The sequence below is a fragment of the Cupriavidus malaysiensis genome, from assembly GCF_001854325.1.
GTDB lineage: Bacteria > Pseudomonadota > Gammaproteobacteria > Burkholderiales > Burkholderiaceae > Cupriavidus > Cupriavidus malaysiensis.
Genome location: NZ_CP017755.1, coordinates 748,084 through 768,685, shown reverse-complemented (window position 1 = coordinate 768,685; position 20,602 = coordinate 748,084). Strand labels below are relative to the sequence as shown.

At 70.2% G+C, this 20,602-nt stretch carries 20 protein-coding genes; 15 read left to right on the top strand and 5 right to left on the bottom strand.

Annotated elements, in window-relative coordinates:
• Positions 1–6: 6 nt before the first annotated feature.
• From BKK80_RS23220 to BKK80_RS23205, 4 genes are read left to right on the top strand one after another with little or no spacing between them, the layout of a single operon-like run.
• Complete coding sequence (locus tag BKK80_RS23220) at positions 7–1,044, top strand: ABC transporter ATP-binding protein (RefSeq protein ID WP_071071481.1); 1,038 nt, start codon at positions 7–9, stop codon at positions 1,042–1,044.
• Positions 1,041–2,804 (top strand): AMP-binding protein, encoded by a 1,764-nt coding sequence (locus BKK80_RS23215; protein WP_071039497.1) that lies wholly within the window; start codon positions 1,041–1,043, stop codon positions 2,802–2,804. The genes BKK80_RS23220 and BKK80_RS23215 overlap by 4 nt, the downstream gene beginning before the upstream one ends.
• Positions 2,805–2,838: 34 nt before the next feature.
• Complete coding sequence (locus BKK80_RS23210; protein WP_071071478.1) at positions 2,839–4,392, top strand: acyl-CoA carboxylase subunit beta; 1,554 nt, start codon at positions 2,839–2,841, stop codon at positions 4,390–4,392.
• Positions 4,393–4,452: 60 nt separating this feature from the next.
• Entirely contained in the window at positions 4,453–4,674 is a 222-nt protein-coding gene (locus BKK80_RS23205; protein WP_071039495.1) for an acyl-CoA carboxylase biotin carboxyl carrier protein subunit, read from the top strand.
• Between the two features lie 34 nt (positions 4,675–4,708).
• Here BKK80_RS23205 and BKK80_RS23200 read toward each other — a convergent pair whose 3' ends face one another.
• Both BKK80_RS23200 and BKK80_RS23195 read right to left on the bottom strand, forming a co-directional pair.
• A complete protein-coding gene (locus BKK80_RS23200) occupies positions 4,709–5,476 on the bottom strand; it encodes an IclR family transcriptional regulator (RefSeq protein ID WP_071016703.1) in 768 nt (255 codons plus the stop codon).
• 115 nt (positions 5,477–5,591) lie between these two features.
• Positions 5,592–6,140 carry a VOC family protein gene (locus BKK80_RS23195; RefSeq protein ID WP_071016705.1) on the bottom strand — a complete coding sequence of 183 codons (549 nt, stop codon included), beginning with the start codon at positions 6,138–6,140 and terminating at the stop codon, positions 5,592–5,594.
• Between the two features lie 118 nt (positions 6,141–6,258).
• Here BKK80_RS23195 and mhpA point away from each other — a divergent pair, with 118 nt between their 5' ends.
• The 6 genes from mhpA to BKK80_RS23165 all read left to right on the top strand — a co-directional run bounded on the left by mhpA (position 6,259) and on the right by BKK80_RS23165 (position 13,298).
• A complete protein-coding gene (gene mhpA, locus BKK80_RS23190) occupies positions 6,259–7,770 on the top strand; it encodes a bifunctional 3-(3-hydroxy-phenyl)propionate/3-hydroxycinnamic acid hydroxylase MhpA (RefSeq protein ID WP_071073236.1) in 1,512 nt (503 codons plus the stop codon).
• 140 nt (positions 7,771–7,910) lie between these two features.
• Positions 7,911–8,756 (top strand): fumarylacetoacetate hydrolase family protein, encoded by an 846-nt coding sequence (locus BKK80_RS23185; RefSeq protein ID WP_071016708.1) that lies wholly within the window; start codon positions 7,911–7,913, stop codon positions 8,754–8,756.
• 189 nt (positions 8,757–8,945) lie between these two features.
• Positions 8,946–10,286, top strand: coding sequence for an MFS transporter (locus BKK80_RS23180; protein WP_071016710.1), 1,341 nt, complete (start codon positions 8,946–8,948; stop codon positions 10,284–10,286).
• Between the two features lie 60 nt (positions 10,287–10,346).
• The gene (locus BKK80_RS23175; protein ID WP_071039494.1) at positions 10,347–11,348 is read left to right on the top strand and encodes an NAD(P)H-quinone oxidoreductase; all 1,002 of its coding nucleotides are present in this window, start codon (positions 10,347–10,349) and stop codon (positions 11,346–11,348) included.
• A gap of 147 nt (positions 11,349–11,495) precedes the next feature.
• On the top strand, positions 11,496–12,593 hold the full coding sequence (locus BKK80_RS23170) for a porin (RefSeq protein ID WP_071071475.1): 1,098 nt from the start codon (positions 11,496–11,498) through the stop codon (positions 12,591–12,593).
• 339 nt (positions 12,594–12,932) lie between these two features.
• Positions 12,933–13,298, top strand: coding sequence for a hypothetical protein (locus BKK80_RS23165; protein WP_071016716.1), 366 nt, complete (start codon positions 12,933–12,935; stop codon positions 13,296–13,298).
• Positions 13,299–13,546: 248 nt separating this feature from the next.
• On the opposite strand, the gene BKK80_RS23160 is transcribed toward BKK80_RS23165, so the two are convergent.
• A complete protein-coding gene (locus BKK80_RS23160; protein WP_071016718.1) occupies positions 13,547–13,783 on the bottom strand; it encodes a hypothetical protein in 237 nt (78 codons plus the stop codon).
• Positions 13,784–14,175: 392 nt separating this feature from the next.
• Here BKK80_RS23160 and BKK80_RS37780 point away from each other — a divergent pair, with 392 nt between their 5' ends.
• Positions 14,176–14,301: a hypothetical protein gene (locus BKK80_RS37780; RefSeq protein ID WP_257786835.1), complete on the top strand. Its 126-nt coding sequence runs from the start codon at positions 14,176–14,178 to the stop codon at positions 14,299–14,301.
• A 28-nt stretch (positions 14,302–14,329) separates the two neighbouring features.
• Here the strand turns inward: BKK80_RS37780 and BKK80_RS23155 are convergent, their stop codons facing one another.
• Positions 14,330–15,424 (bottom strand): 4-hydroxyphenylpyruvate dioxygenase family protein, encoded by a 1,095-nt coding sequence (locus BKK80_RS23155; protein WP_071016719.1) that lies wholly within the window; start codon positions 15,422–15,424, stop codon positions 14,330–14,332.
• A 301-nt stretch (positions 15,425–15,725) separates the two neighbouring features.
• Here BKK80_RS23155 and BKK80_RS23150 point away from each other — a divergent pair, with 301 nt between their 5' ends.
• From BKK80_RS23150 to aroQ, 4 genes are all read left to right on the top strand, one after another.
• Complete coding sequence (locus BKK80_RS23150; RefSeq protein WP_071016721.1) at positions 15,726–16,559, top strand: shikimate dehydrogenase family protein; 834 nt, start codon at positions 15,726–15,728, stop codon at positions 16,557–16,559.
• A 138-nt stretch (positions 16,560–16,697) separates the two neighbouring features.
• On the top strand, positions 16,698–18,026 hold the full coding sequence (locus tag BKK80_RS23145; RefSeq protein ID WP_071039490.1) for an MFS transporter: 1,329 nt from the start codon (positions 16,698–16,700) through the stop codon (positions 18,024–18,026).
• Between the two features lie 54 nt (positions 18,027–18,080).
• The gene (locus BKK80_RS23140) at positions 18,081–19,145 is read left to right on the top strand and encodes a porin (RefSeq protein ID WP_071071473.1); all 1,065 of its coding nucleotides are present in this window, start codon (positions 18,081–18,083) and stop codon (positions 19,143–19,145) included.
• A 48-nt stretch (positions 19,146–19,193) separates the two neighbouring features.
• Positions 19,194–19,685: a type II 3-dehydroquinate dehydratase gene (gene aroQ, locus BKK80_RS23135; protein ID WP_071071470.1), complete on the top strand. Its 492-nt coding sequence runs from the start codon at positions 19,194–19,196 to the stop codon at positions 19,683–19,685.
• Between the two features lie 55 nt (positions 19,686–19,740).
• Here the strand turns inward: aroQ and BKK80_RS23130 are convergent, their stop codons facing one another.
• On the bottom strand, positions 19,741–20,508 hold the full coding sequence (locus BKK80_RS23130) for an IclR family transcriptional regulator domain-containing protein (RefSeq protein WP_071016729.1): 768 nt from the start codon (positions 20,506–20,508) through the stop codon (positions 19,741–19,743).
• Positions 20,509–20,602: the final 94 nt, after the last annotated feature.

The following is a 20,602-nucleotide window of genomic DNA, read 5'->3' as shown; positions in this document are numbered from 1 at the left end:
GCCGGCATGCTGCTCGAAGTCGACAACCTGAAGAAGCACTTCCCCGCCCGCGGCGGCGGCACGGTGCGCGCGGTGGACGGCGTCAGCTTCGCCGTCGGTGCCGGCCAGACCTTCGCCCTGGTGGGCGAGTCCGGCTGCGGCAAGACCACCATCGCGCGCCTGCTGCTGTTGCTGGAACGCCCCAACGGCGGCGCCATCCGCTTCGACGGCGAGGACGTGCTGGCGCTCGACCGCGCCGGCACGATGCGCTACCGGCGCCAGGTGCAGGCGGTGTTCCAGGATCCGTCCTCGTCGCTCAACCCGCGCCTGAAGGTGCGCACCCTGCTGGCCGAGCCGCTGCTGGCGCACGGCGAAGCCGGCAGCCGCGATGCGCTGCGCGCCAAGCTGGCGGAACTGCTCGACATCGTCGGCCTGCCCGCCGGCGCGCTCGACCTCTATCCGCACGAGTTCAGCGGCGGCCAGCGCCAGCGCATCGCGGTGGCGCGCGCGCTGGCGCTGCGCCCGCGGCTGATCGTGCTCGACGAGCCCACCTCGGCGCTGGACGTCTCCATCCGCGCGCAGATCGTCAACCTGCTGGCCGACATCCAGCTGGCCTTCGGCCTGGCCTACCTGGTGATCGCCCACGACCTCGCGCTGGTCGAGCACTTCAGCTCGGCGGTCGGCGTGATGTACCTGGGCGCGCTGGCCGAAAGCGGCGCCAGCACCGCCGTGTTCGGCGCGCCGCGCCATCCCTATACGCAGGCGCTGCTGGGCTCTGCGCCGCGCCCGGACCCCGACCACCAGCCCGCCGAAGGCCTGATCCACGGCGAGATCGGCTCCGCCCTGCAGCCGCCACCGGGCTGCAAGTTCCATCCGCGCTGCCCGCATGCCCTGCCGCGCTGTGCCGAACAGGTACCAGTGCTACAGCGCCTCGATGCCGCCGATGCCACCGACGCCGCCGCCGGCAATGCCGGGCCGCCCCACCTGGCGGCCTGCCACCTGCTCGCCGCCGCGGGCGCCCCGCCTTCCGCCACCCAACCGAAACAGGAGCTGATCGCGTCATGACCTCCGCTGCCGCCGGCCACCGCCCTCCGGTGTCCACTCCCGCCGAAGCCGCCTTCTTCTCGCAGCTCGAAGCCCTGCAGCAACGCAACTGGCCCGCCGGCGTGCCGCGCGCGCCGATCTACCCGCATGGCGAGATCGCGCTGACCGGCTACCTGCGCGCCTGGGCCAGGGAGCGCCCCGACCACCGCGCCATCGTCTTCTACGGCAGCGAGCTCAGCTACCGCGAGTTGGACGACTACAGCGACCGCTTCGCCGCCCTGCTGCACGCCCACGGCGTGCGCCCCGGCGACCGCGTCGCCGTGATGCTGGGCAACTGCCCGCAGTTCCACATCGCCTTCTACGGCATCCTCAAGCTGGGCGCGGTGCACGTGCCGGTCAACCCGCTCTTCAAGGAGCAGGAGCTGGTCTATGAACTGAACGACGCCGGCGCGCAGACGCTGCTGGTGCTCGACCAGCTGGCCCCGCTGGCGCTGGCGGTGCAGGCGCGCACCGGCGTGCGCACGGTCTTCGTCACCGGCTATCGCGACCTGCTGCCGGCCCGGCCCACGCTGCCGGTCCCCGACAGCATCGACACCCCGCGCGTGGTGCCGCCCGGCACCATCGACCTGATGCCGGCCCTGGCGACCTGCAGCGCCGCCCCGCCGCAGGTGGCACCCGACCTCGACGCGGTCGCCGCGCTCAACTACACCGGCGGCACCACCGGCATGCCCAAGGGCTGCGTGCACACCCAGCGCGACATGCTCTACACCGCCGCCACCGGCTGCACCATGTCCGGCATGCTGGCGCCGGACCGCCACGGCGCCGCGCCCGACGAGGTCTCGCTGAACTTCATGTCGATGTTCTGGATCGCCGGCGAGAACATCGGCCTGATCTACCCGATCTTCAGCGGCGGCACGCTGGTGCTGCTGGCACGCTGGGATCCGGTCGGAGTGATGGCCGCCATCGAGCGCTACCGGGTCCGCCGCACCGTGATGCTGGTGGACAACGCCGACGAGCTGATGAACCATGCCGACGCCGGCCGCTATGACCTGCGCTCGCTCGCCGCCACGCGCGTCTCGTCCTTCGTCAAGAAGGTCAACCCGGCGTTCCGCCGCCGCTGGCTGGCGCTGACCGGCACGGTGATGGCCGAGGGTGCCTGGGGCATGACCGAGACCCACACCAGCGATACCTTCACCACCGGCATGCAGGAGGACGACATGGACCTCAAGGGCCAGCCCGTCTTCGTCGGCATTCCCATGCCCGGCACCCGCATCAAGATCTGCGACTTCGACAGCGGCGCGCTGCTGCCGCCCGGACAGGAGGGCGAGATCGTGGTCAGCACGCCGTCGCTGCTCAAGGGCTACTGGAACAAGCCCGAGGCCAGCGCCGAATCGATCCGTGGCGGCTGGTTCCATACCGGCGACATCGGCGTCTACGACGAACAGGGCTATCTGCACTTCCTCGGCCGGCGCAAGGAAATGCTCAAGGTCAAGGGCATGAGCGTGTTCCCCGCCGAGATCGAGGCCTTGCTGGGCCAGCACCCGGCCGTGGTCGGCTCGGGCGTGATCGGCCGCGAGGATGCCGAGCGCGGCCAGGTGCCCGTGGCCTTCATCCTGCTGCACCCGGAACTGGCCGGCACCGTCACCGAGGCCGAACTGACGCAGTGGTGCCGGCAGAACATGGCCACCTACAAGGTGCCGGAGATCCGCTTCGTCAGCGCCCTGCCGATGACAGCCACCGGCAAGGTCAAGAAGCACGAACTGGCCAGCCAGCTGGACTGAACCCCCTCCCCATCGAACCCGATCGAGAATCCCCATGAACGTGCACAACCCCGCCGAAGACCTGGCGCTGCGCAAGGCGCAGGCAGCGCAGATGGGCGGCCCGGACAAGCTCGCGCGCATCCGCGCGCGCGGCGCGCTCAACGCGCGCGAGCGCATCGCCGCCCTGCTCGACGCCGACAGCTTCTTCGAGCTCGGCATGCTCAACCACTCGGACGTGCCCGGCATGGAAGGCAAGACGCCGGCCGATGGCAAGGTCTGCGGCGTCGGCCGCATCGACGGCCGCCCGGTGGTGGTCAAGGCCGACGACGTCTCGGTGCTGGCCGGCACCGGCGGCCGCGTCGGCAGCCGCAAGTCGCGCCAGCTCGTCAAGCTGGCGCTCGACAAGGGCTACCCCATCGTCAACCTGGGCGAGGCCGGCGGCGCCCGCCTGCCCGACATCCAGGGTTCGGACGGCCTCAGCTCGATGACGGTCGGCACCAGCCTGGCGCGGCGCGTGCGCCAGGTGCCGATGGCCGCTGCCATCCTCGGCGAATGCTTCGGCAGCCCCTCCTGGCACGCCGCCTTCGCCGACTTCGTGGTGCAGGCTAAAGGCAGCTGCATGGCCGTGTCGGGACCGCGCGTGCTGGAAATCGCCACGGGCGAGAAGGTCAGCAACGAGGAACTGGGCGGCTGGCAGCTCCATGCACGCACCACCGGCCTGGTCGACCGCGTGGCCGAGGACGAGGCAGGCTGCCTGCAACTGATCCGCGACTTCCTCGCCTACCTGCCCTCGCACGCCGGCGCGCTGCCGCCGGCACGCGCGCCGCGCGAGACGGCCGAGGCGATCGCCGCGCGCCAGGCCGGGCTCGGCAAGCTGGTGCCGGATGCGCCGCGGCGCGCCTATGACATGCGGGAAGTGCTGCGCGTGCTGGTCGACGACCGCGAGCTGTTCGAGCTCAAGCCCGAGTTCGACCGCAGCGTGATCACCTGCCTGGCGCGGCTCGACGGGCAGACCGTCGGCATCATCGCCAGCAATCCGCTCTACTCGGCGGGCGCGATGGGCCCGGACGGCTGCGACAAGTGCACCAGCTTCATCTGCCTGTGCGACTCCTTCAACATCCCGCTGCTGTTCCTGCACGACACGCCGGGCTTCTTCGTCGGCAAGGCCGCCGAGCACAAGCGCATGCCCGGCAAGATCATCAACTTCGTCGAAGCGCTGGCGCTGGCCACGGTACCCAAGGTGGCAGTGGTCATCCGCAAGTCCTACGGCATGGCCTACTCCAACCTCGCCGGCAGCGGCATGGACGCCGATTTCGTGTTCGCCTGGCCTGGCGCCGACATCAGCTTCATGTCGCCCGAGGTGGCGGTCAACGTGCTGCGCCCGTCCAGCGGCGACGCCGCCCACGACCGCGAGGAGAAGGCCAGGCTCTACGAGGAACTGCGCAGCGCCAGCGCGCCCTGGCGTGCCGCCGGGCTGGGCCATCTCGACGACGTGATCGCGCCCGAAGCCACGCGCGCCACCCTGGTGCGCACGCTGGAGCTGGCCCGCGGCGAGCGCGCGGGCGGCATCGGCAAGCATCACCTGGCCACCTGGCCGACCAATTTCTGAGCCGGGCCCGCCGGCACGGCAGGAACCCGCAATACCACCAGGACAAAGGGAGAACACAATATGGCAACGACCAATGTGGAAGCGATCGTGACCGGCAAGGTCTGGAAGATCGAGAAGCAGGAGGGCGACAGCGTGGTGGCCGGCGAGGCCATCATGGTGCTGGAATCGATGAAGATGGAGATCCCGGTGGAAGCACCGGTCGCCGGCCGGGTGGGCCGGCTCAGCGTGGCCGAAGGCGACAGCGTGACCGAGGGCGACGTGGTCGCCGTCGTCACGCCCTGAGCCGGCCGCGCGCGGCGCGCGCCCGGCCGTTCGCCTAGCCGTCCGCCTGGTCGCTCACCGCCTGCTCGGCGACGGTGCCGGATATCTTCTGCGCCGTCGCCTGCAGGCGCTCCAGCAGCTTGGCCTGATCCATGAATTCGAAGCGGCTGAGCGGCGCCACCAGCCCCAAGGCGCCGATGGCCTGGGCACCGGAGGCGAACAGCGGAACCCCGAGCGAGCTCATCTGCGGTTCCAGTTCGCCGCGCGATACGTAGTAGCCGGCCTTGCGGATCGCTTGCATGCCGCGCCAGAACGCCTCGAAGTCCGTCCCCATGCCCGCCTCGCGGATCTCGGCGGCATGCTTTTCGAACAGCCGCGCAAGCCGCGGCCGTGTCTGCGTCGCCAGGATGACCTTGGGCGCGGCCCCCTTGAAGAGCGGACGCGGACGGCCCCTGCCATAGGCGAGATCCAGGCCGCCGCCGGCGCTTTCGCGGTGGGTGTCGACGATCTCCTCGTCGAAGATGCGCGTCATCACGCAATCGCAGCCGGTCTGCTCCGACAACTCGCGCATCAGGGGCTGCCCGATGCGGAAGAACGGGTCGACCGTGCGCAGCTGGTAGTCCAGCGTCATGACCCTCGGCCCCAGCGTATAGCTGCCGTTGCCCAGGCGGGACAGCAGGCCGGCTTCCACCAGTTCGCGCAGGTAGCGATAGCCCGTCGGCGCCGAGCAACCGATCACCCCGCAGATGGCATCCGATGACCACACCGGACTCTCGACCGAGAAGAGGTCGAGGATCGAGAGCATCTTGGAGGAGCTGGACATGGAAGCGGTGCCGGAGGACAGGACGGCGGGCGGGGGCAGGCCCGCCCGGGAACAGCCCGCATTGTAGCGAAAGCGCCTGGCGCCCCCGCTGCCCCTGCGCCCTCCGCCACCCAGGTCAGGCCACGCCCATCTTCGCGGCCATGCGCGCCCGCCAGGCCGCCCGCGGCTCGAATCCCGGCAGCGCTCGCGCGTGCTTCTCCACCACCTCCATCAGCACGCCGTCGTCCAGCGAGAAGTCCAGCGGCACCCGCATCGGCTGGCTGACGTACCACGGCGTATCGACAAACAGTTCGAGACGGTTGCCCTCGGGGTCGCGCGCATAGACCGAGACGGCGTTGCCGTGCGTGATCGGCTGGATGTCCGTCGCGCCGGCCGCCGCCAGGCGCCCGTACAGCGCCTTCAGCGTGGCGAGGCTGTCGGCCCGCAGCGAGACCTGGTTGATGACGTTGAAATCGATGTGCTCCGGCCGTCCGGTGGCCAGCACGATCTGGTGGTGCTCGTCCGGGTCGCGGCTGAGGAACACCAGCTCCACCGGACCATGCGGCCCGCTCAACTGGCCGGAGTCCGTGATGGTGAATTCGAGCAGCTCCGTATAGAAGCGGGTCATGGCCGCCAGCTCCCTGACATAGAGGCCGACATGGCTGAAGCTCAGTCCCGGGCGCATCAATGATCTCCTTTGGAATCGTATATTGATACTTTAGCACGTTTACATTGACTTAGATCCTATCAATTGTGTATTGTTATCGCATTGTGATAGTAGACGAATACGGAGACGGTGCATGATGTTTGATGTCGCAGTCATCGGGCTGGGCCCGGTCGGCGCCACGCTAGCCAACCTGCTGGCCGCCTATGGGCTGTCGGTCGCGGTGCTGGAGCGCGAAGCAACCCCCTATGCGCTGCCCCGGGCGGTGCACTTCGACGCCGAATGCATGCGGGTGTTCGACGCGATCGGCGTCGCCGGGGAAGTCGGCGCCGCCTGCCATGTGTCGCCCGGCATGAAGTTCCTCAATGCCGGCGGGCAGCTGCTGGTGGATTGGCCCCGGCCGCCGGAGGTCGGCGCGCAGGGCTGGCATGCGAGCTATCGCTTCCACCAGCCGGACCTGGAACGCATCCTGCGCGCCCGCCTCGCCGCACAGCCGGGGGCCACGGTCCACCTGCGCTGCGAGGTCTACGCGATCGAAGCGGCCGCCGAGCGTGCCACGGTCCGGTACGAAGACCTGCGCTGCGGCAGGCTCGCGGCGATCGAGGCGGCCTACGTGATCGGCGCCGATGGCGCCCGCTCGCTGGTGCGCCGGCTGATCGGCAGCGAGATGGAGGACCTGGGCCTGCATGAGCGGTGGCTGGTGTTCGACGCGCTGCTCAAGCGCCCCTGGTCGGTGCTGGGCGACCACAGCGTGCAGTTCTGCGATCCGGCCCGCCCCGCCACCTATGTACGCGGCGTGGGCGAGCGCCGCCGCTTCGAGATCATGCTGCATGCGGGCGAGGACGCCGCCGAGATGGCGCGGCCGGAGACGGTCTGGTCGCTGATCTCGCGCTGGATGACGCCGGAGGATGCCGACCTCGAACGCGCCACGGTCTACACCTTCCACGCGCTGGTGGCGCAGCGCTGGCGCCACGGCCGGCTGCTGCTGGCAGGCGACTCCGCGCACCAGACGCCGCCCTTCCTCGGGCAGGGCCTGTGCGCCGGCCTGCGCGATGCCGCCAACCTGGCCTGGAAGCTCGCCGCGGTCCTGCGCCATGGCGCTCCGGAGACGCTGCTCGACAGCTACCAGGAGGAACGCGCGCCCCACGTCGGCGAATACATCCGGCTGGCCGTCGAGCTGGGCCGTATCATCCAGGCCCGCGACCCGGACGAAGTCGCCGAACGCGACCGCACCCTGGCATCGGCGCCGCGCCTGCTGCGCAGCCTCAGCCCGCGCCTCGGCCCGAGCGCGCTGCGCCTGGCGCAGCCGGCCAGCGGCACGGTTGCCGCCCAGCCCCTGCTGGCCGACGGACAGCGCCTCGACTGCGCCGCGGCGCAGTCCTTCGCCGTGCTGGCCAGGCCTGGCCTGCTGCCAGCCGATACCGCGGCGGCCCTGCAGCAGCGGCTGCCCTATCCGCTCGCCGTCATCACCGAGGGCAGCGCGCCCGTGCAGGCGTGCCTGGATGCGCTGCAGGCCGCTGCGCTGGTGATCCGCCCTGACCGCTACGTCTACGGCGCGGCAGCGGACCTGCCTGGCCTGCAGGCCCTGCTGGCAAGCCTGGGGCAGGCCCTGCGCCCGGACGCGCAGGCGCTCGCCGCCTGCCGGCCCTGACAGCCCACACGGCCTCCCCCACCGCCGCCGCCCCCGCAAACCCTCTCATCGCCCTGGCCTGCCGCCCGGGCTTCGCGTCCCGAGCATCACGATCCGCAATCACGATCCGCAATCACCTATCCGCAACCGGAGATATCCAGATGAAACTCATCAGCTTTTCCCGCCAGGGCGCCAACAGCTTCGGCGCCGTCGTCAACGAGGGCGTGGTCGACCTGGGCGCGCGTCTCGGCCTGGCCGAGCTCGGCGCCGCCCTGCGCCAGTCCGGCCTCGATGCCATCCAGGAACTGGCAGCCAGGTCGCCGGCCGACTTCGCCCTGGCCGAGATCGACGCCTTCCGCCCGGTGGTGGCCGACCCCGACAAGATCCTGTGCGCCGGCCTCAACTACGACGAGCACGTGCAGGAAACCAGGAAGCAGCGCACCGAGCGCCCGACGATCTTCCTGCGCGTGGCCGCCTCGCAGACCGGCCACGAGCAAGCCATCGTGCTGCCGCCGGAATCGGAACGCCTCGACTATGAAGGCGAGATCGCCGTGGTGATCGGCAAGGGCGGCCGCCGCATCGCCGAGGACAAGGCCTACGCGCACATCGCCGGCTTCGCCTGCTACAACGATGGCAGCATCCGTGACTGGCAGTTGCACACCTCGCAATGGGGGCCCGGCAAGAACTTCCAGTCCACCGGCGCCTTCGGTCCGGCGCTGGTCACGCGCGACGAGATCGGCGAGAACGAGGTGCTGACGCTCGAGACGCGCCTCAACGGCCAGGTCATGCAGCACGCCACCACGGACATGCTGATTTTCTCCATCCCCACGCTGATCGCCTACTGCTCCAGCTTCGTCACGCTCGCTCCCGGCGACGTGATCGTCACCGGCACCCCGGGCGGCGTCGGCGCCAAGCGCAATCCGCCGGTCTTCATGAAGGACGGCGACGTGGTCGAGGTCGAAGTGAGCAAGCTGGGCGTGCTGCGCAACCCGGTGCGCGCCGAATAAGCCTGCCGCCCGCAGGCGGCGGCCCCCCCGAGCCGAAGGTCCGCGCCAGCGGGCTGCCGACGCGATCGACCGGCGCGGGGAAGCGCTCGCCCCCACGGGGCGGGCGCCAGCGCGCGAAGACGCGCGACAAGAACGCACAACAACAACACCGAGAACAACGAGGATCCGAGGATCCGAGGAGACAACACCATGGACATCCGCCAAGCCATCCACGACCGTCCGATGCGATGGCCGCAGATCGCCGTCGTGGCCATCTGCATCATGCTGACCATGATCGACGGCTACGAAATCATCGTCATGCCCTTCGTCATGCCCCATCTGGCGAAGGCCTGGGGGCTGGGCCCGGTCGAGGTCGGCTACCTGCTCAGCGCCAGCGTGCTCGGCATGGCGATCGGCGCGGTGGTGATCTCGCCGCTGGCCGACCGCATCGGCCGGCGCGCGCACATCCTGCTGTGCCTGCTGCTGATCAGCGGCGGCATGCTGCTGTCGGCCAGCGCGCAACGGCTCGACGAACTGATCATGTGCCGCGCCTTCGCCGGGCTGTTCATCGGTGGCGTCATCGCCAGCATCAATGTACTGGTCTCCGAATACAGCTCGGAGAAGCGCCGCGGCGTGGTGATGGGCCTGTACGGCATCGGGCTGCCGCTGGGCTCCGCGCTGGCGGGCAGCGCCATCGCGCCGCTGGTGGCCCACTTCGGCTGGCGCGGCCCGCTTGCCTGCGGCGGGCTGCTCACCCTCGCCATGGCCGCGATCGTGTTTCCGCTGCTGCCGGAATCGGTCGAATACCTGATCGAGCGCCGCCCCCGCCGCGCCCTGGAAAAATACAACAGGATCGCCGCCTGGCTCGGCTATGCGCCGGCGCGCGAACTGCCCGCGCCGGCACGCAGGGGGGACGGCCCGGCCGTTGCCGCGGCCCTGCGCGCCATCTTCGGCCAGGCCATGCTGCGCCGTACCGCCTGCCTGTGGCTGGGCTACGCCGGCCTGATCGCCGCCTTCTACTTCGCCAATACCTGGACCGCCAAGCTGATCGCCGACGCCAGCGGCGATGCCGCGCTGGGCGTGCACGTCGGCATGCTGATCATGATCGGCGGCGTGGCGGGTGCGCTGGTGTTCGCCGCGCTGTCGCTTCGCTTGCCCCCCTTGCTGGTCACGGCCCTGATCCTGCTCGCCGGCGCGGCGGTCTTCTCGCTCTACGCCGCCTGCTTCCGGCAGCTCGACGTGGCGGTACCGCTGTCGATGCTGGTCGGGCTGTGCGCCAGTGGCGGCGTGGCGGCCTTCTACGCGGTCAGCCCGTCCCTCTACCCGGCCTTCGTGCGCGGCACCGCGGTCGGCCTGATGCTCGGCTTCGGGCGCGCGGTATCGGTGCTGGTGCCGGTCTGGACCGGTTACATGCTGACCTTCGGCTGGACCCCGGCGCAACTCTATCGCCTGTACGGGGGCGTGCTGGCGGTCGCGGCGGTGTTCGTGCTGCTGCTGGCGCGCAGCGGCCGGGCCGCGGCCAGCCAGGCCGATCCCGTCGGCCTGGCCTAACGCCGGGCGATGTCGCCTCCCCCTTCGCCTGCCTTACCCACTCCCGCCAAAGAGATAGCCATGCCATTTCCCGATACCGTGCCGGCACAGCAGACCGGCATCCTGATCAGCGCCGCCGGCGGCCCCGAGGTCCTGCTTCCCGCCACCTTGCCGGTGCCCGCGTGCGGCCCCGGCGAGGTGCTGATCCGCGTGGCCTGCGCCGGCGTGAACCGCCACGATATCAACCAGCGCCGGCGCGGACCGGACCCGTCCCATCGTCCCGTCCCCGGGCTGGAAGTCTCCGGCGTGGTCGTGCGCACCGGCGCGCAGGTGGCCGGCGTGGCGGCCGGTGACGAAGTCTGCGCCCTGGTCGATGGCGGCGGCTATGCGCAATACGCGCTGGCCGATGCCGGACAGGTGCTGCCGGTGCCGGCGGCAATGTCCCTGCGCGATGCGGCCGCCCTGCCCGAGGCGCTCTTCACCACCGTGCACAACTTCTTCAACGTGGCCAGGTTGGCACCCGGCGAGTCCGTGCTGATCCATGGCGGCACCAGCGGCGTCGGCACGCTGGCGATCCAGTTGCTGAGCTGGCTCGGCCATCGCGTCTACACGACCTGCGGCAGCGACGCGAAATGCGCCATGGCCGAGGCGCTCGGCGCGGCGCAGGCCTTCAACTACCGCGAGACCGCCTTCGAACAGGCCGTGCTGGCCGCGACCGGCGGCCGCGGTGTCGACGTGATCCTGGACATGGCGGGCCCGGACTACGGCCGCCGCAACGTGGCGGCCCTCGCACGCCGCGGCCGCGTGGTGCACCTGGCGCCGGGCGGCAACGCCGATATCGCCTTGCCGCTGCGCGAACTGATGCGCAAGGAGGCGGTGGTGACAGGCTCCCTGCTGCGCCCGCTGCCGGACGCCGAGAAGGCGGAAATCGCCCGCTGGCTGCTGGCGCGGGCCTGGCCGGTGCTCGGCACCAGGATCCGGCCGCAGATCGCCTTGCGCCTGCCGCTGGCGCAGGCCGGCGAAGCCCACGCCGCGCTGGAGCGCGGCGACCTGGCGGGAAAGATCCTGCTGGACGTGCAGTAGCCCCGCCCGGCCCATCGGCCGCCGGCAGGCCTGCGAACGCCATCCCGGTCAAATCCGCCATCCCTGCCATCCCTGCCATCCCCGCCACCCACACCACCCACGTCATTCCCGGCTCGACTGATCGAGCACCACCGAGAGGAGACATCCATGAAGTTCCCCATGCTCGCGGCCGCCTGCGCGGCCGCGCTGCCTGCCTTCGCGCAGGCGCAGGACAGCGTCACCCTGTACGGCGTCGTCGACACCGGCATCGCCTACGTCAACGGCATCGGTGCAAACCGTGACAGCGCCGCCCTGATGCCGAACATCACCGGCACCGTGCCCTCGCGCTGGGGACTGCGCGGCAGCGAGGACATCGGCGGCGGCAACAAGGCCATCTTCTGGCTCGAATCGGGCTTCGCCGCGGACAGCGGCACGGCCAACCAGGGCGGGCGCCTGTTCGGCCGGCAGGCGCTGGTCGGCCTCGCCGGCGGCTGGGGACAGGTGGCGCTGGGCCGCCAGTACACCATGCTGTTCTGGGCCATGGCGGAGCCCGACATCCTCGGCCCGAACATCTTCGGTTCCGGCTCGATCGACAGCTACATTCCCAATACGCGCGCCGACAACGCGGTGTCCTACAAGGGCACCTTCGGCAGCTTCACGGTGGGCGCGACCTACAGCTTCGGCCGCGACACCGTGAACGCCGGCCCGAGCCCGGCCGGCACCAACTGCGCGGGCGAGAATCCCGCCGATACCCGCGCCTGCCGCGAGTGGTCGGCCATGCTGAAGTACGACGCCGCGGCCTGGAGCCTCGCGGTCGCCTACGATTCGCTGCGCGGCGGCCCGGGTGCCTTCGCCGGCCTCACGCGCAGCGCGCTGCGCGATGACCGCCTGTCGGTCAACGGCTTCGTGATGCTGGGCAAGGCCAAGATCGGCGGCGGCTGGCTGCGGCGCGACAACCAGGCAAGCCCCACCGCGCCGCGCAGCGATCTCTTCTACGGCGGCGCTGCCTATCCCGTCACCGCGGCGCTGACGCTCGAAGCCGAAGCCTTCTACCAGCGCTTCCACCACAGCCCGAACAAGGTCTGGCTGTTCGCCAGCCGCGCCACCTATGCCTTCACCAAGCGCACTGCCGTCTACGGCACGCTCGGCTATATCGTCAACGGTGGCGATCTCGCGCTCTCCGTCAACAGCGGGCAGGCCGGCACCAATCCTGTTGCCGGCGCCAGGCAGTTCGGCGCGATGGCCGGGGTCAAGCACGTCTTCTAGATGCGGGCCAGCGCGCCGTCCTGCAGGCCGCGGGCTTCCCCGGCGCGCTGCCACCCGCGGGTCGTGATGCATCCCTTCGCGCCGGCCATGACGCAGCGCGACAAAAACCCTGCCAAGGTGCGCCGGGCGCCGGCATGCCGGCCTCAGGCTCCCCACAATCGGCGGGTAACGCCAAGCCGGGCCTGCCCATAAATTTGTGCCGTAGCACGCCTGACTTCGCGTGCCGGCGAGGTACCCGACTCGCTGTATCCACCTGGATCTGGCGGCGCACCGGCGCCGCCATTTTTCTTCTGCGCACCGCGATGGCGGCGCGCCTTGCCCAAGGATCGACAGCCGGCAATGGAATCAGTGGCAGAGGCATTCTGGGGGTGGTCTGCCGAAGACCAGCGGCGCCTGCTCTGGGCCGAGGTGCACGATGCGTTCGCCACCTGCGTCAGCCGGCGCGTCGACCAGGGCTACGAGATCGAATGGGTGCTGCTGCGGCGCGCGGACTTCGTCACCGGCGTGGAAGTCGTGCTGGGGCGCGGCCCCACGCTGTCGGGGGCATTCGATGCCGCCATGGGCCGGCTCGCGAAGCGTGGCGATGCGCTGATGCGCACGGCGGAAATCCTCGATGCGGTGGCGCAGGCGACTGCACCCGCGGCGTCGCGCGAGCCGGTCAACGGCGCGGGCGGCGATGCGTCAGGCCAGCGCGGCAAGAAGTAAGGCGATCAGCGACAAGAGCGCTCGAGCCGGGCAGAGACGCCCGGCGTCTCCCGCGAGGGCCGCGGACAAGCGAAGAGGCAGGGACAGGACAGGAAGAACGGGCCGGCGCCCGGGGCTCCGGCCTCGCCGCACACCGGCGCAGGCCGCGGCGCGGCAAGCCGGTGCGTGGCGGCGGCGCGCGGTGCCGGGCTGCTGCCCCGCGCCGCGCGGCGTTGACTCAGCGCCTACCGACTCAGCGGCTCAGCGCTTCAAGCCATCGCAGGGAGATGCAGGTTCACCGAACGGCGGCTCAGGTAGAAACCACCCGCCAGCCCGGTGACCAGTGCGATCGCGCCCAGCACTTCGGACGGCACCCACACGAGATCGGAGATATTGAGCAGGCCCACAGCGATCAGGCCGACGTTCAGGTAAGTCGAGAAGGCGCACAAGAACAACAGGGCAAACCCGACTTGGCGATTGCGGACTACCTTTTTGCTGGCTTCCATGTTCACCTCCGCGATTTAGCACCACACGCTGACGGTACACCTGCACGGCGCGGACAGCTGTTTGTGCGCATCCGTGCAGCTAGACTCTCGCAAGTCGCGTGAGGAGAACATAGGGAGAAACCCGCTTTCCCGCGCGGCCTGCGACGCGCGAAGATCGATGAGGTTCCCGGCGCGCGCGATGATGCGATGCGGCATCGACACGCTCGCCAACGCGGATCAGGATGCCGTGACAACCCGCGCGGCAACCAGCGCCCAGCCGGGCACGATGCCGCCATCGTTCGGCCATCGATGCGCGACAGCATGCCCTCGACCTTCACCACTTCATTGCGCCCGCGCTGGCGGAAGCGCCAGACGGCGGGAGCATCTTCGTTCAGCCGGTGGAGGATGCAGCGATGCTGCGCCAGGTCCCCAGCGAGGCCACCGGGCGCTACGGCAACGGCACCCTGCCGGACCTGCCGGGCATCGGCTTCGAAGGCAAGGCGGGCCTGCGCCGCGTGATGCAGGCCGTGTCGGGCTGACGCACGCGCCGCCCGGTGCTGGCTGCGTTCAGCGCCCGGCCAGCGCCGCCAGCACCGGCAGGTTGCCCTCGCCGAAGCCTTGCGCGCGTCCGTCGCGCTGCACGATCTCGAAAAAGAACTCACCGGCCTCGCGCCTGGCGAAGGCCTGCAGCAAGCGGTCCGGGCTGCCGTCCGCGTGCGATGCGCCGTCGGCCAGGATGCCGTAGCGGCGCAAGGCCGCCAGGTCGAGGCCATGGCCCGGCAGGCGCGCGTCCACGGTATCGTAGTAGGCCGCCGGCGGCTGCACGAACTCGACCCCGCCTTGCGCCAGCGCGGCCGCGCTGGCCAGGATGTCGCCGGTGGCCAGCGCGATGTGCTGGATGCCTTCGCCGTGCTGCTCGGACAGGTAGCCGCGCATCTGGTCATGGCGCTCGGTGCCCTTCTCATAGAGCGGGATGCGGATGCCGCCGCAGGGCGAGACCAGGGCATGTGCCGGGCCGGTGCCGTCGGCCGCGCCCACTGCGCGGAAGCCCAGCACCTTGCGATAGAACTCCAGCCATTCCGCCAGGTGCCCGGGCTCGACCGCCTGGGTCAGGTGGTCCACGCGCGTCAGTCCCGCGCCCGGCGCGCGGGACTGACGCGGCAGGGAGCGGAAGTCCACGTCGTAGATCGAGATATCGCCGACATCGCCCGCTTGCCCTTCCTTGCCGCGCCAGCGGTCGATGAAGTACAGCACCGACTGGCCGATACCCTGGATGGCGGGGATATTGAGTTCCATCGGCCCGATCGCGCCGCCCTCGAAGGGCCACGCGCCGGCATCCAGCGCGCGGGCGAAAGCGCCGGCGGCATCGTCCACGCGCAGGCCGAGCGCGCAGATCGACAAGCCGTACTCGCCGGCATAGCGGGCCGCGAACGAGCCGGGCTCGGCGTCAAGGATGAAATTCATCTCGCCCTGGCGGTACAAGGTCACGGCCTTGTGCCGGTGGCGGGCGATCGCGGCAAAGCCGAAGCGCTCCAGCGTGCGGCCCAGCGCGGCGGGATCGGGCGCGGCGAACTCCACGAATTCATAGCCCTGGATGCCGAGCGGGTTGTCCCAGTGCTGGGGCGCGTCGACGCGCGCGGAAGCGGCCTGTGCGGGGTGCATCGTCATGGTTCCTGTGCGGTGGCGTCGGGGGGGATGGCGGGGTTCGCCCGTGGCGGGCGGCGACGCTCCGCATCTTAGCAACGCGCGTCTGCCCTGCCGCCGCGGCGAGGCCATCCGGCCCACCTCGTGGAAACCCGTACTGCGAATCATCATCGCGCATCTTCGTACGATGATCGCGCAATGTGCCCCTTGAGTTGCTTGGCTGACCCGCGGCCGGCCACTAATCTCCGGTCGTCGCAACCCAACCCGCGGCCGGCACCTCGACAGCAGCCGGCACGCCGCTTCCGGATTCCCGCACATCATGATCAATGGCAAGACCACCGTCATCGCGCATCTCGGCTATCCCACCGAGTCCTTCAAGGCGCCGATGATCTACAACCCCTGGTTCGAACAGCAGGGCATCGACGCCGTGGTGGTCCCGCTGGGGGTGCGGCCGGATGACTACCCGGACGTGTTCCGCGCGCTGTTCCGGCTCAGCAACCTGCGCGGCGCGCTGGTCACCATGCCGCACAAGGTGGCCACGGTCGAACTGGTCGACGAGCTGACCCCGACCGCGCGCATCGCGGGCGCCTGCAATGCCGTGCTGCGGCGCGCCGACGGCACCCTGCTGGGCGACCAGTTCGACGGCGCCGGCTTCGTGCGCGGCCTGCGCCGCAAGGGCGCCCGGCTCGCCGGCGCGCGCGCCATCATCTCGGGCTGCGGCGGCGTGGGCAGCGCCATCGCTGCTTCGCTGGCCGCCGAGGGCGTGACCGAACTGGCCCTGTCCGATACACGCCCGGCCGTCGCCGAGGCGCTTGGCCTGCGCCTCACCGAGCACTATCCGGGCCTGGCCGTGCGCACCGGCTGCGGCGATCCGCACGGCTTCGACATCATCGTCAACGCCACTCCGCTCGGCATGCGCGCCGACGATCCGCTGCCCTTCGACGTCACGCGCATCGCACCGGCGGCGATCGTCGGCGAGGTCGTGATGCGCGCCGAGGTCACCCCGTTCCTGGCCGCCGCCCTGGCGCGCGGCTGCACCGTCCAGGTCGGCACCGACATGCTGTTTGAGATGATCCCGGCCTACCTGGAGTTCTTCGGATTCGGTACCGCCACGCCCGACGCGCTGCGCGCGGTGTCCCGCATCCGCTATTGAGGGCGCCCCCGCCCCCCCAATCGCCCCGATCGCCCTAATCGCCCCAATCGCCCCCAAGAAACCCCGCCGAGCGTTGCCATGCGCACGTGACAAAGGCACGCCGGCCAGCCATTCTCATCTACTGGTGGAGACAATCGAATGACCACGACACACAAGGAGCTGCCCATGGCGGCCACCCCGGGCGCCTCGCTCGGCGGCAAGATCCGCGCGGCCTTCGCCGCCGGCAAGGTGCGCTGGGGCATGCTCGCCCTGGTGTTCTTCGCGACCACGCTGAACTACGTCGACCGCGCCGCGCTGGGCGTGCTGCAGCCGGTGCTGGCCAAGGCCATGGCCTGGACCGCGCAGGACTACGCCAACATCAACTTCTGGTTCCAGGTCGGCTATGCCATCGGCTTCGCGCTGCAAGGCCGCTTCATCGACATGGTCGGCGTCAAGCGGGCCTTCGCGCTGGCGGTGCTGCTGTGGAGCATCGCCTGCGGCGCGCATGCCTTCGCGGCCTCCGCGGTGGGCTTCATGATCTGCCGCTTCTTCCTCGGCCTGTCCGAGGCAGCCAATTACCCGGCCTGCGTCAAGACCACGCGCCTGTGGTTCCCGGCGGGTGAGCGCGCCATCGCCACCGGCATCTTCAACGCCGGCACCAATGTCGGCGCCATGCTGACGCCGCTGATGCTGCCGCTGATCCTGGAGGCGTGGGGCTGGCAGGCCGCCTTCCTCGTCATCGCCTCCTTCGGCGCCCTGTGGCTGGTGCTGTGGCTGGTGCGCTACCACAACCCCGACGAGCACCCCACGGTCAGCCAGGCCGAGCTGGCCCACGTCACGCGCGACATCGAGCCCGCCCCGCAGCGCATTCCCTACTCGCGCATCCTGCGCATGCGCGGCACCTGGGCCTTCGCGCTGGCCTACGCCATCACCGCGCCGGTGTTCTGGTTCTACCTGTACTGGCTGCCGCCCTTCCTCAACCAGCAGTACCACCTCGGCATCAGCGTCACCCAGATGGGCATCCCGCTGATCGTCATCTACCTGTGCGCCGACATCGGCAGCGTCGGCGGCGGCGCGCTCTCCTCCTGGCTGATCGCCCGCGGCATGCCGGCGGTGCGCGCACGCCTGCTGTCGATGCTGGCCTTCGCCCTGTGCATCACTTCCATCGTCATGGCCGCCGGCGCCAGCAGCCTGTGGATGGCGGTGGCCGCGATCTCGGTCGCGATCGGCGCTCACCAGGCCTGGACCGCCAATATCTGGAGCCTGGTGATGGATTACACGCCCAAGCACGTGATCAGCTCGGTGTTCGGCTTCGGCGGCATGATCGGCGCCATCGGCGGCATGTTCATGACCCAGCTGGTCGGCTACGTGCTCACCGCCACGCACGACAACTACACGGTGCTCTTCACCATGATCCCCTGCGCCTACTTCATCGCGCTGGCCTGGCTGTTCATCCTCGCCCCGCGCAAGGTGGCGGGCGCCGCCTGACGCCCCGCACCCGCCGCCCCACCGATCACACCACAAGACTCCGAGACACCAAGCATGAAGAAGACGATGATGGCGCTGCTCGCGCTGGGCGCGGGCAGCGTGCCCGCGGCCGCCCAGACTGCCGGCGGCGTGACCCTCTACGGCCTGATCGACACGGCTGTCCGCTACAGCACCCACGAGGACGCCGCCGGCAACAGCCGCACCCAGCTCGGCGACGGCGCGCTGACCGGCAGCCGCTGGGGCGTGCGCGGCAGCGAAGACCTCGGCGGCGGCACCAAGGCCTGGTTCATCCTCGAATCCGGCTTCTTCCCCGACACCGGCGGCAGCCAGCAGGGCGGCCGCCTGTTCGGCCGCACCGCGGCGGTCGGCCTGGAGGGCGCCTACGGCAAGCTGGCGCTGGGCCGCCAGTACACGCTGGCGCACGAGGTGCTGTCCTCCTACGAGGCCATGGCCTTCGCCAACAACTCCATCGTCGGCTACCAGGGCGGCAACTACACCGGCCTGCGCTACGACAACACCATCAAGTACATCAAGTCCTTCGGCGGGCTGCAGGCGGCGGCGGCCTATACCTTCGGCGAGGTGCCGGGCAGCCTGAAGACCGGCTCGGCCGCGGCCGGCTCGCTGGTCTACGGCTCCGGCCCCTTCGAGGTGGGCGCGGTCTACCAGCAGACGCAGAACGTCACCAGCGCCTACTTCGGCGCGGTGCCGGCCGCGCTGGCCAGCAAGCAGACCGTGTGGGGCCTGGGCGGCACCTGGAAGGCCGCGCGCGCGCAGTACTACCTGGGCTACACCAACAACCGGCTCGACGTGGCCGACTACCGCAACCAGGCCGCCTACGCCGGCGCGCGCTACAACCTGAACGATGCGCTGGCCCTGATCGGCACCGTGCAGTACGACTGGCTGCGCCATGCTGGCCAGGGCGGCAAGCGGCTCACCACCGCCGGCATGCTGATGTACAGCTTCAGCAAGCGCACCGACGTCTACCTGGAAGTGGACTACACCAACCTGCAGGGCCAGTGGATCGCCCTCAACAGCGCGCCGGCCTTCGCCAACAGCGGCAATACCTATGGCAACGGCACCCGCCTGGGCGCGATGGCAGGCATGCGCCACAAGTTCTGACGGCGCGCCGCACCTTCTATCGTCGTTTCATCTGAATCAGGAGATGCCATGCCATCGGTGCTGGTGCTGAACGGTCCCAACCTCAACCTGCTCGGCTCGCGCGAGCCGGCGGTATATGGCAGCGAGTCGCTGGCCGACGTCGAGCGCATCTGCCAGGATGCCGCGCAACGCTTCGGCCTGCGCGCAGCGTGCCGGCAGAGCAACCACGAAGGCGTGCTGATCGACTGGATCCACGAGGCGGGCCGCTTGTGTGCGCAGGGGGAAGCGATCGGGGTCGTGCTCAATGCCGGCGCGCTCACGCATACGTCGATCGCCCTGCACGATGCCATCCGCGGCACCGCACTGCCGGTGATCGAGTACCACATCAGCAATGTGCATGCCCGCGAGGCCTTCCGCCACCACTCCTGGGTCTCCCCGGTAGCGCGCGCCGTGATGGCGGGGCTGGGAGTCCAGGGCTACGGCCTGGCGATCGCCGCGCTGGCGCAGCTCGCGGGCGTGGCCGCGCAAGAGGGGAAGTCGCCGGGAATCAACGGAAAATAGACGGATGCCGCCGCGCCCCCGGAGGGGGCCCGGCGCGGCGGACCGGTGGCCCCGGCTAGAGTACCCGCATGATCAGCAGCGCCGTGTCCTGCATCACCTGCAGCACGCGCTCCAGCGCCTGCTCGGCAGTCTCGTCCCCGATCGGCATATTGACCGACAGCGCGGCGATCACCTTGCCGTGGCGATCCCGCAGCGGCACCGCGATGCCGCGCACGCCGGTCTGCAACTGCTGCTCCAGCATGGCATAGCCCCGCTGGCCAGCCTTGCGGATCTCCTCCAGCAGACGGTCGCTCTGCATGATGGTGTAAGGCGTGTAGGGGGCGAGCACGCAGCTCTCCAGCCACTCGCGCACCGCTTCCTCCGGCCGCGAGGCCAGCATCATCACGCCGGCCGAGCCGAGCGGCGCCGGCACCCGCGCGCCCAGCACGAAGCCGGTGCTCATCACGCGGCTGGCGCTGGTGCGGGCGATGAAGACCAGCTCCCAGCCATCGAGCACGCTCAGGTAGGCGGCCTCGCCGAGCTGCGCGGTGATCTGCTGCAGGAAGGGCTGCACCGTGCGTGGCAGGCGCGCCGAATCGAAATAGGACCAGCCCACCTTGAGCACGCGCGGCGTCAGGCTGAACAGCGTGCCGTCGCTGGTGGTGTAGCCCAGGTGCTCCAGCGTCAGCAGGTAGCGCCGCGCGGCCGTGCGCGTGAGGCCGGTGAGCTGCGCCGCCTGCGTGGGCGTGAGGCGCGGATGGTCGTTGTCGAAGGCTTCGAGGATGGCAAGCCCCTTCTCCAGCCCGGCGATCCAGTCGCGCCGGTTCAACGGTTCCTTGTCCATGTGGTTAACCCTGGTAAAGAGCGAATGCCGCTCATTGACGAGCGATTGTCGCACGCCAAGGCGCGAATGGTGATTGTTGGCCGCAGGGATGTTT

What these genes read in the sequence shown, in the direction of transcription:
- BKK80_RS23205 (WP_071039495.1), top strand. Translation starts at nt 4,453, where the DNA reads ATGGCAACGACCAATGTGGAAGCGATCGTGACCGGCAAGGTCTGGAAG.
- BKK80_RS23195 (WP_071016705.1), bottom strand. Translation starts at nt 6,140, where the DNA reads ATGCGCCCGGGACTGAGCTTCAGCCATGTCGGCCTCTATGTCAGGGAG.
- BKK80_RS23185 (WP_071016708.1), top strand. Translation starts at nt 7,911, where the DNA reads ATGAAACTCATCAGCTTTTCCCGCCAGGGCGCCAACAGCTTCGGCGCC.
- BKK80_RS23150 (WP_071016721.1), top strand. Translation starts at nt 15,726, where the DNA reads ATGATCAATGGCAAGACCACCGTCATCGCGCATCTCGGCTATCCCACC.
- BKK80_RS23160 (WP_071016718.1), bottom strand. Translation starts at nt 13,783, where the DNA reads ATGGAAGCCAGCAAAAAGGTAGTCCGCAATCGCCAAGTCGGGTTTGCC.
- BKK80_RS23175 (WP_071039494.1), top strand. Translation starts at nt 10,347, where the DNA reads ATGCCATTTCCCGATACCGTGCCGGCACAGCAGACCGGCATCCTGATC.
- mhpA (WP_071073236.1), top strand. Translation starts at nt 6,259, where the DNA reads ATGTTTGATGTCGCAGTCATCGGGCTGGGCCCGGTCGGCGCCACGCTA.
- BKK80_RS23155 (WP_071016719.1), bottom strand. Translation starts at nt 15,424, where the DNA reads ATGCACCCCGCACAGGCCGCTTCCGCGCGCGTCGACGCGCCCCAGCAC.
- BKK80_RS23165 (WP_071016716.1), top strand. Translation starts at nt 12,933, where the DNA reads ATGGAATCAGTGGCAGAGGCATTCTGGGGGTGGTCTGCCGAAGACCAG.
- BKK80_RS23215 (WP_071039497.1), top strand. Translation starts at nt 1,041, where the DNA reads ATGACCTCCGCTGCCGCCGGCCACCGCCCTCCGGTGTCCACTCCCGCC.
- BKK80_RS23220 (WP_071071481.1), top strand. Translation starts at nt 7, where the DNA reads ATGCTGCTCGAAGTCGACAACCTGAAGAAGCACTTCCCCGCCCGCGGC.
- BKK80_RS23170 (WP_071071475.1), top strand. Translation starts at nt 11,496, where the DNA reads ATGAAGTTCCCCATGCTCGCGGCCGCCTGCGCGGCCGCGCTGCCTGCC.
- BKK80_RS23145 (WP_071039490.1), top strand. Translation starts at nt 16,698, where the DNA reads ATGACCACGACACACAAGGAGCTGCCCATGGCGGCCACCCCGGGCGCC.
- aroQ (WP_071071470.1), top strand. Translation starts at nt 19,194, where the DNA reads ATGCCATCGGTGCTGGTGCTGAACGGTCCCAACCTCAACCTGCTCGGC.
- BKK80_RS37780 (WP_257786835.1), top strand. Translation starts at nt 14,176, where the DNA reads ATGCTGCGCCAGGTCCCCAGCGAGGCCACCGGGCGCTACGGCAACGGC.
- BKK80_RS23200 (WP_071016703.1), bottom strand. Translation starts at nt 5,476, where the DNA reads ATGTCCAGCTCCTCCAAGATGCTCTCGATCCTCGACCTCTTCTCGGTC.
- BKK80_RS23180 (WP_071016710.1), top strand. Translation starts at nt 8,946, where the DNA reads ATGGACATCCGCCAAGCCATCCACGACCGTCCGATGCGATGGCCGCAG.
- BKK80_RS23140 (WP_071071473.1), top strand. Translation starts at nt 18,081, where the DNA reads ATGAAGAAGACGATGATGGCGCTGCTCGCGCTGGGCGCGGGCAGCGTG.
- BKK80_RS23210 (WP_071071478.1), top strand. Translation starts at nt 2,839, where the DNA reads ATGAACGTGCACAACCCCGCCGAAGACCTGGCGCTGCGCAAGGCGCAG.
- BKK80_RS23130 (WP_071016729.1), bottom strand. Translation starts at nt 20,508, where the DNA reads ATGGACAAGGAACCGTTGAACCGGCGCGACTGGATCGCCGGGCTGGAG.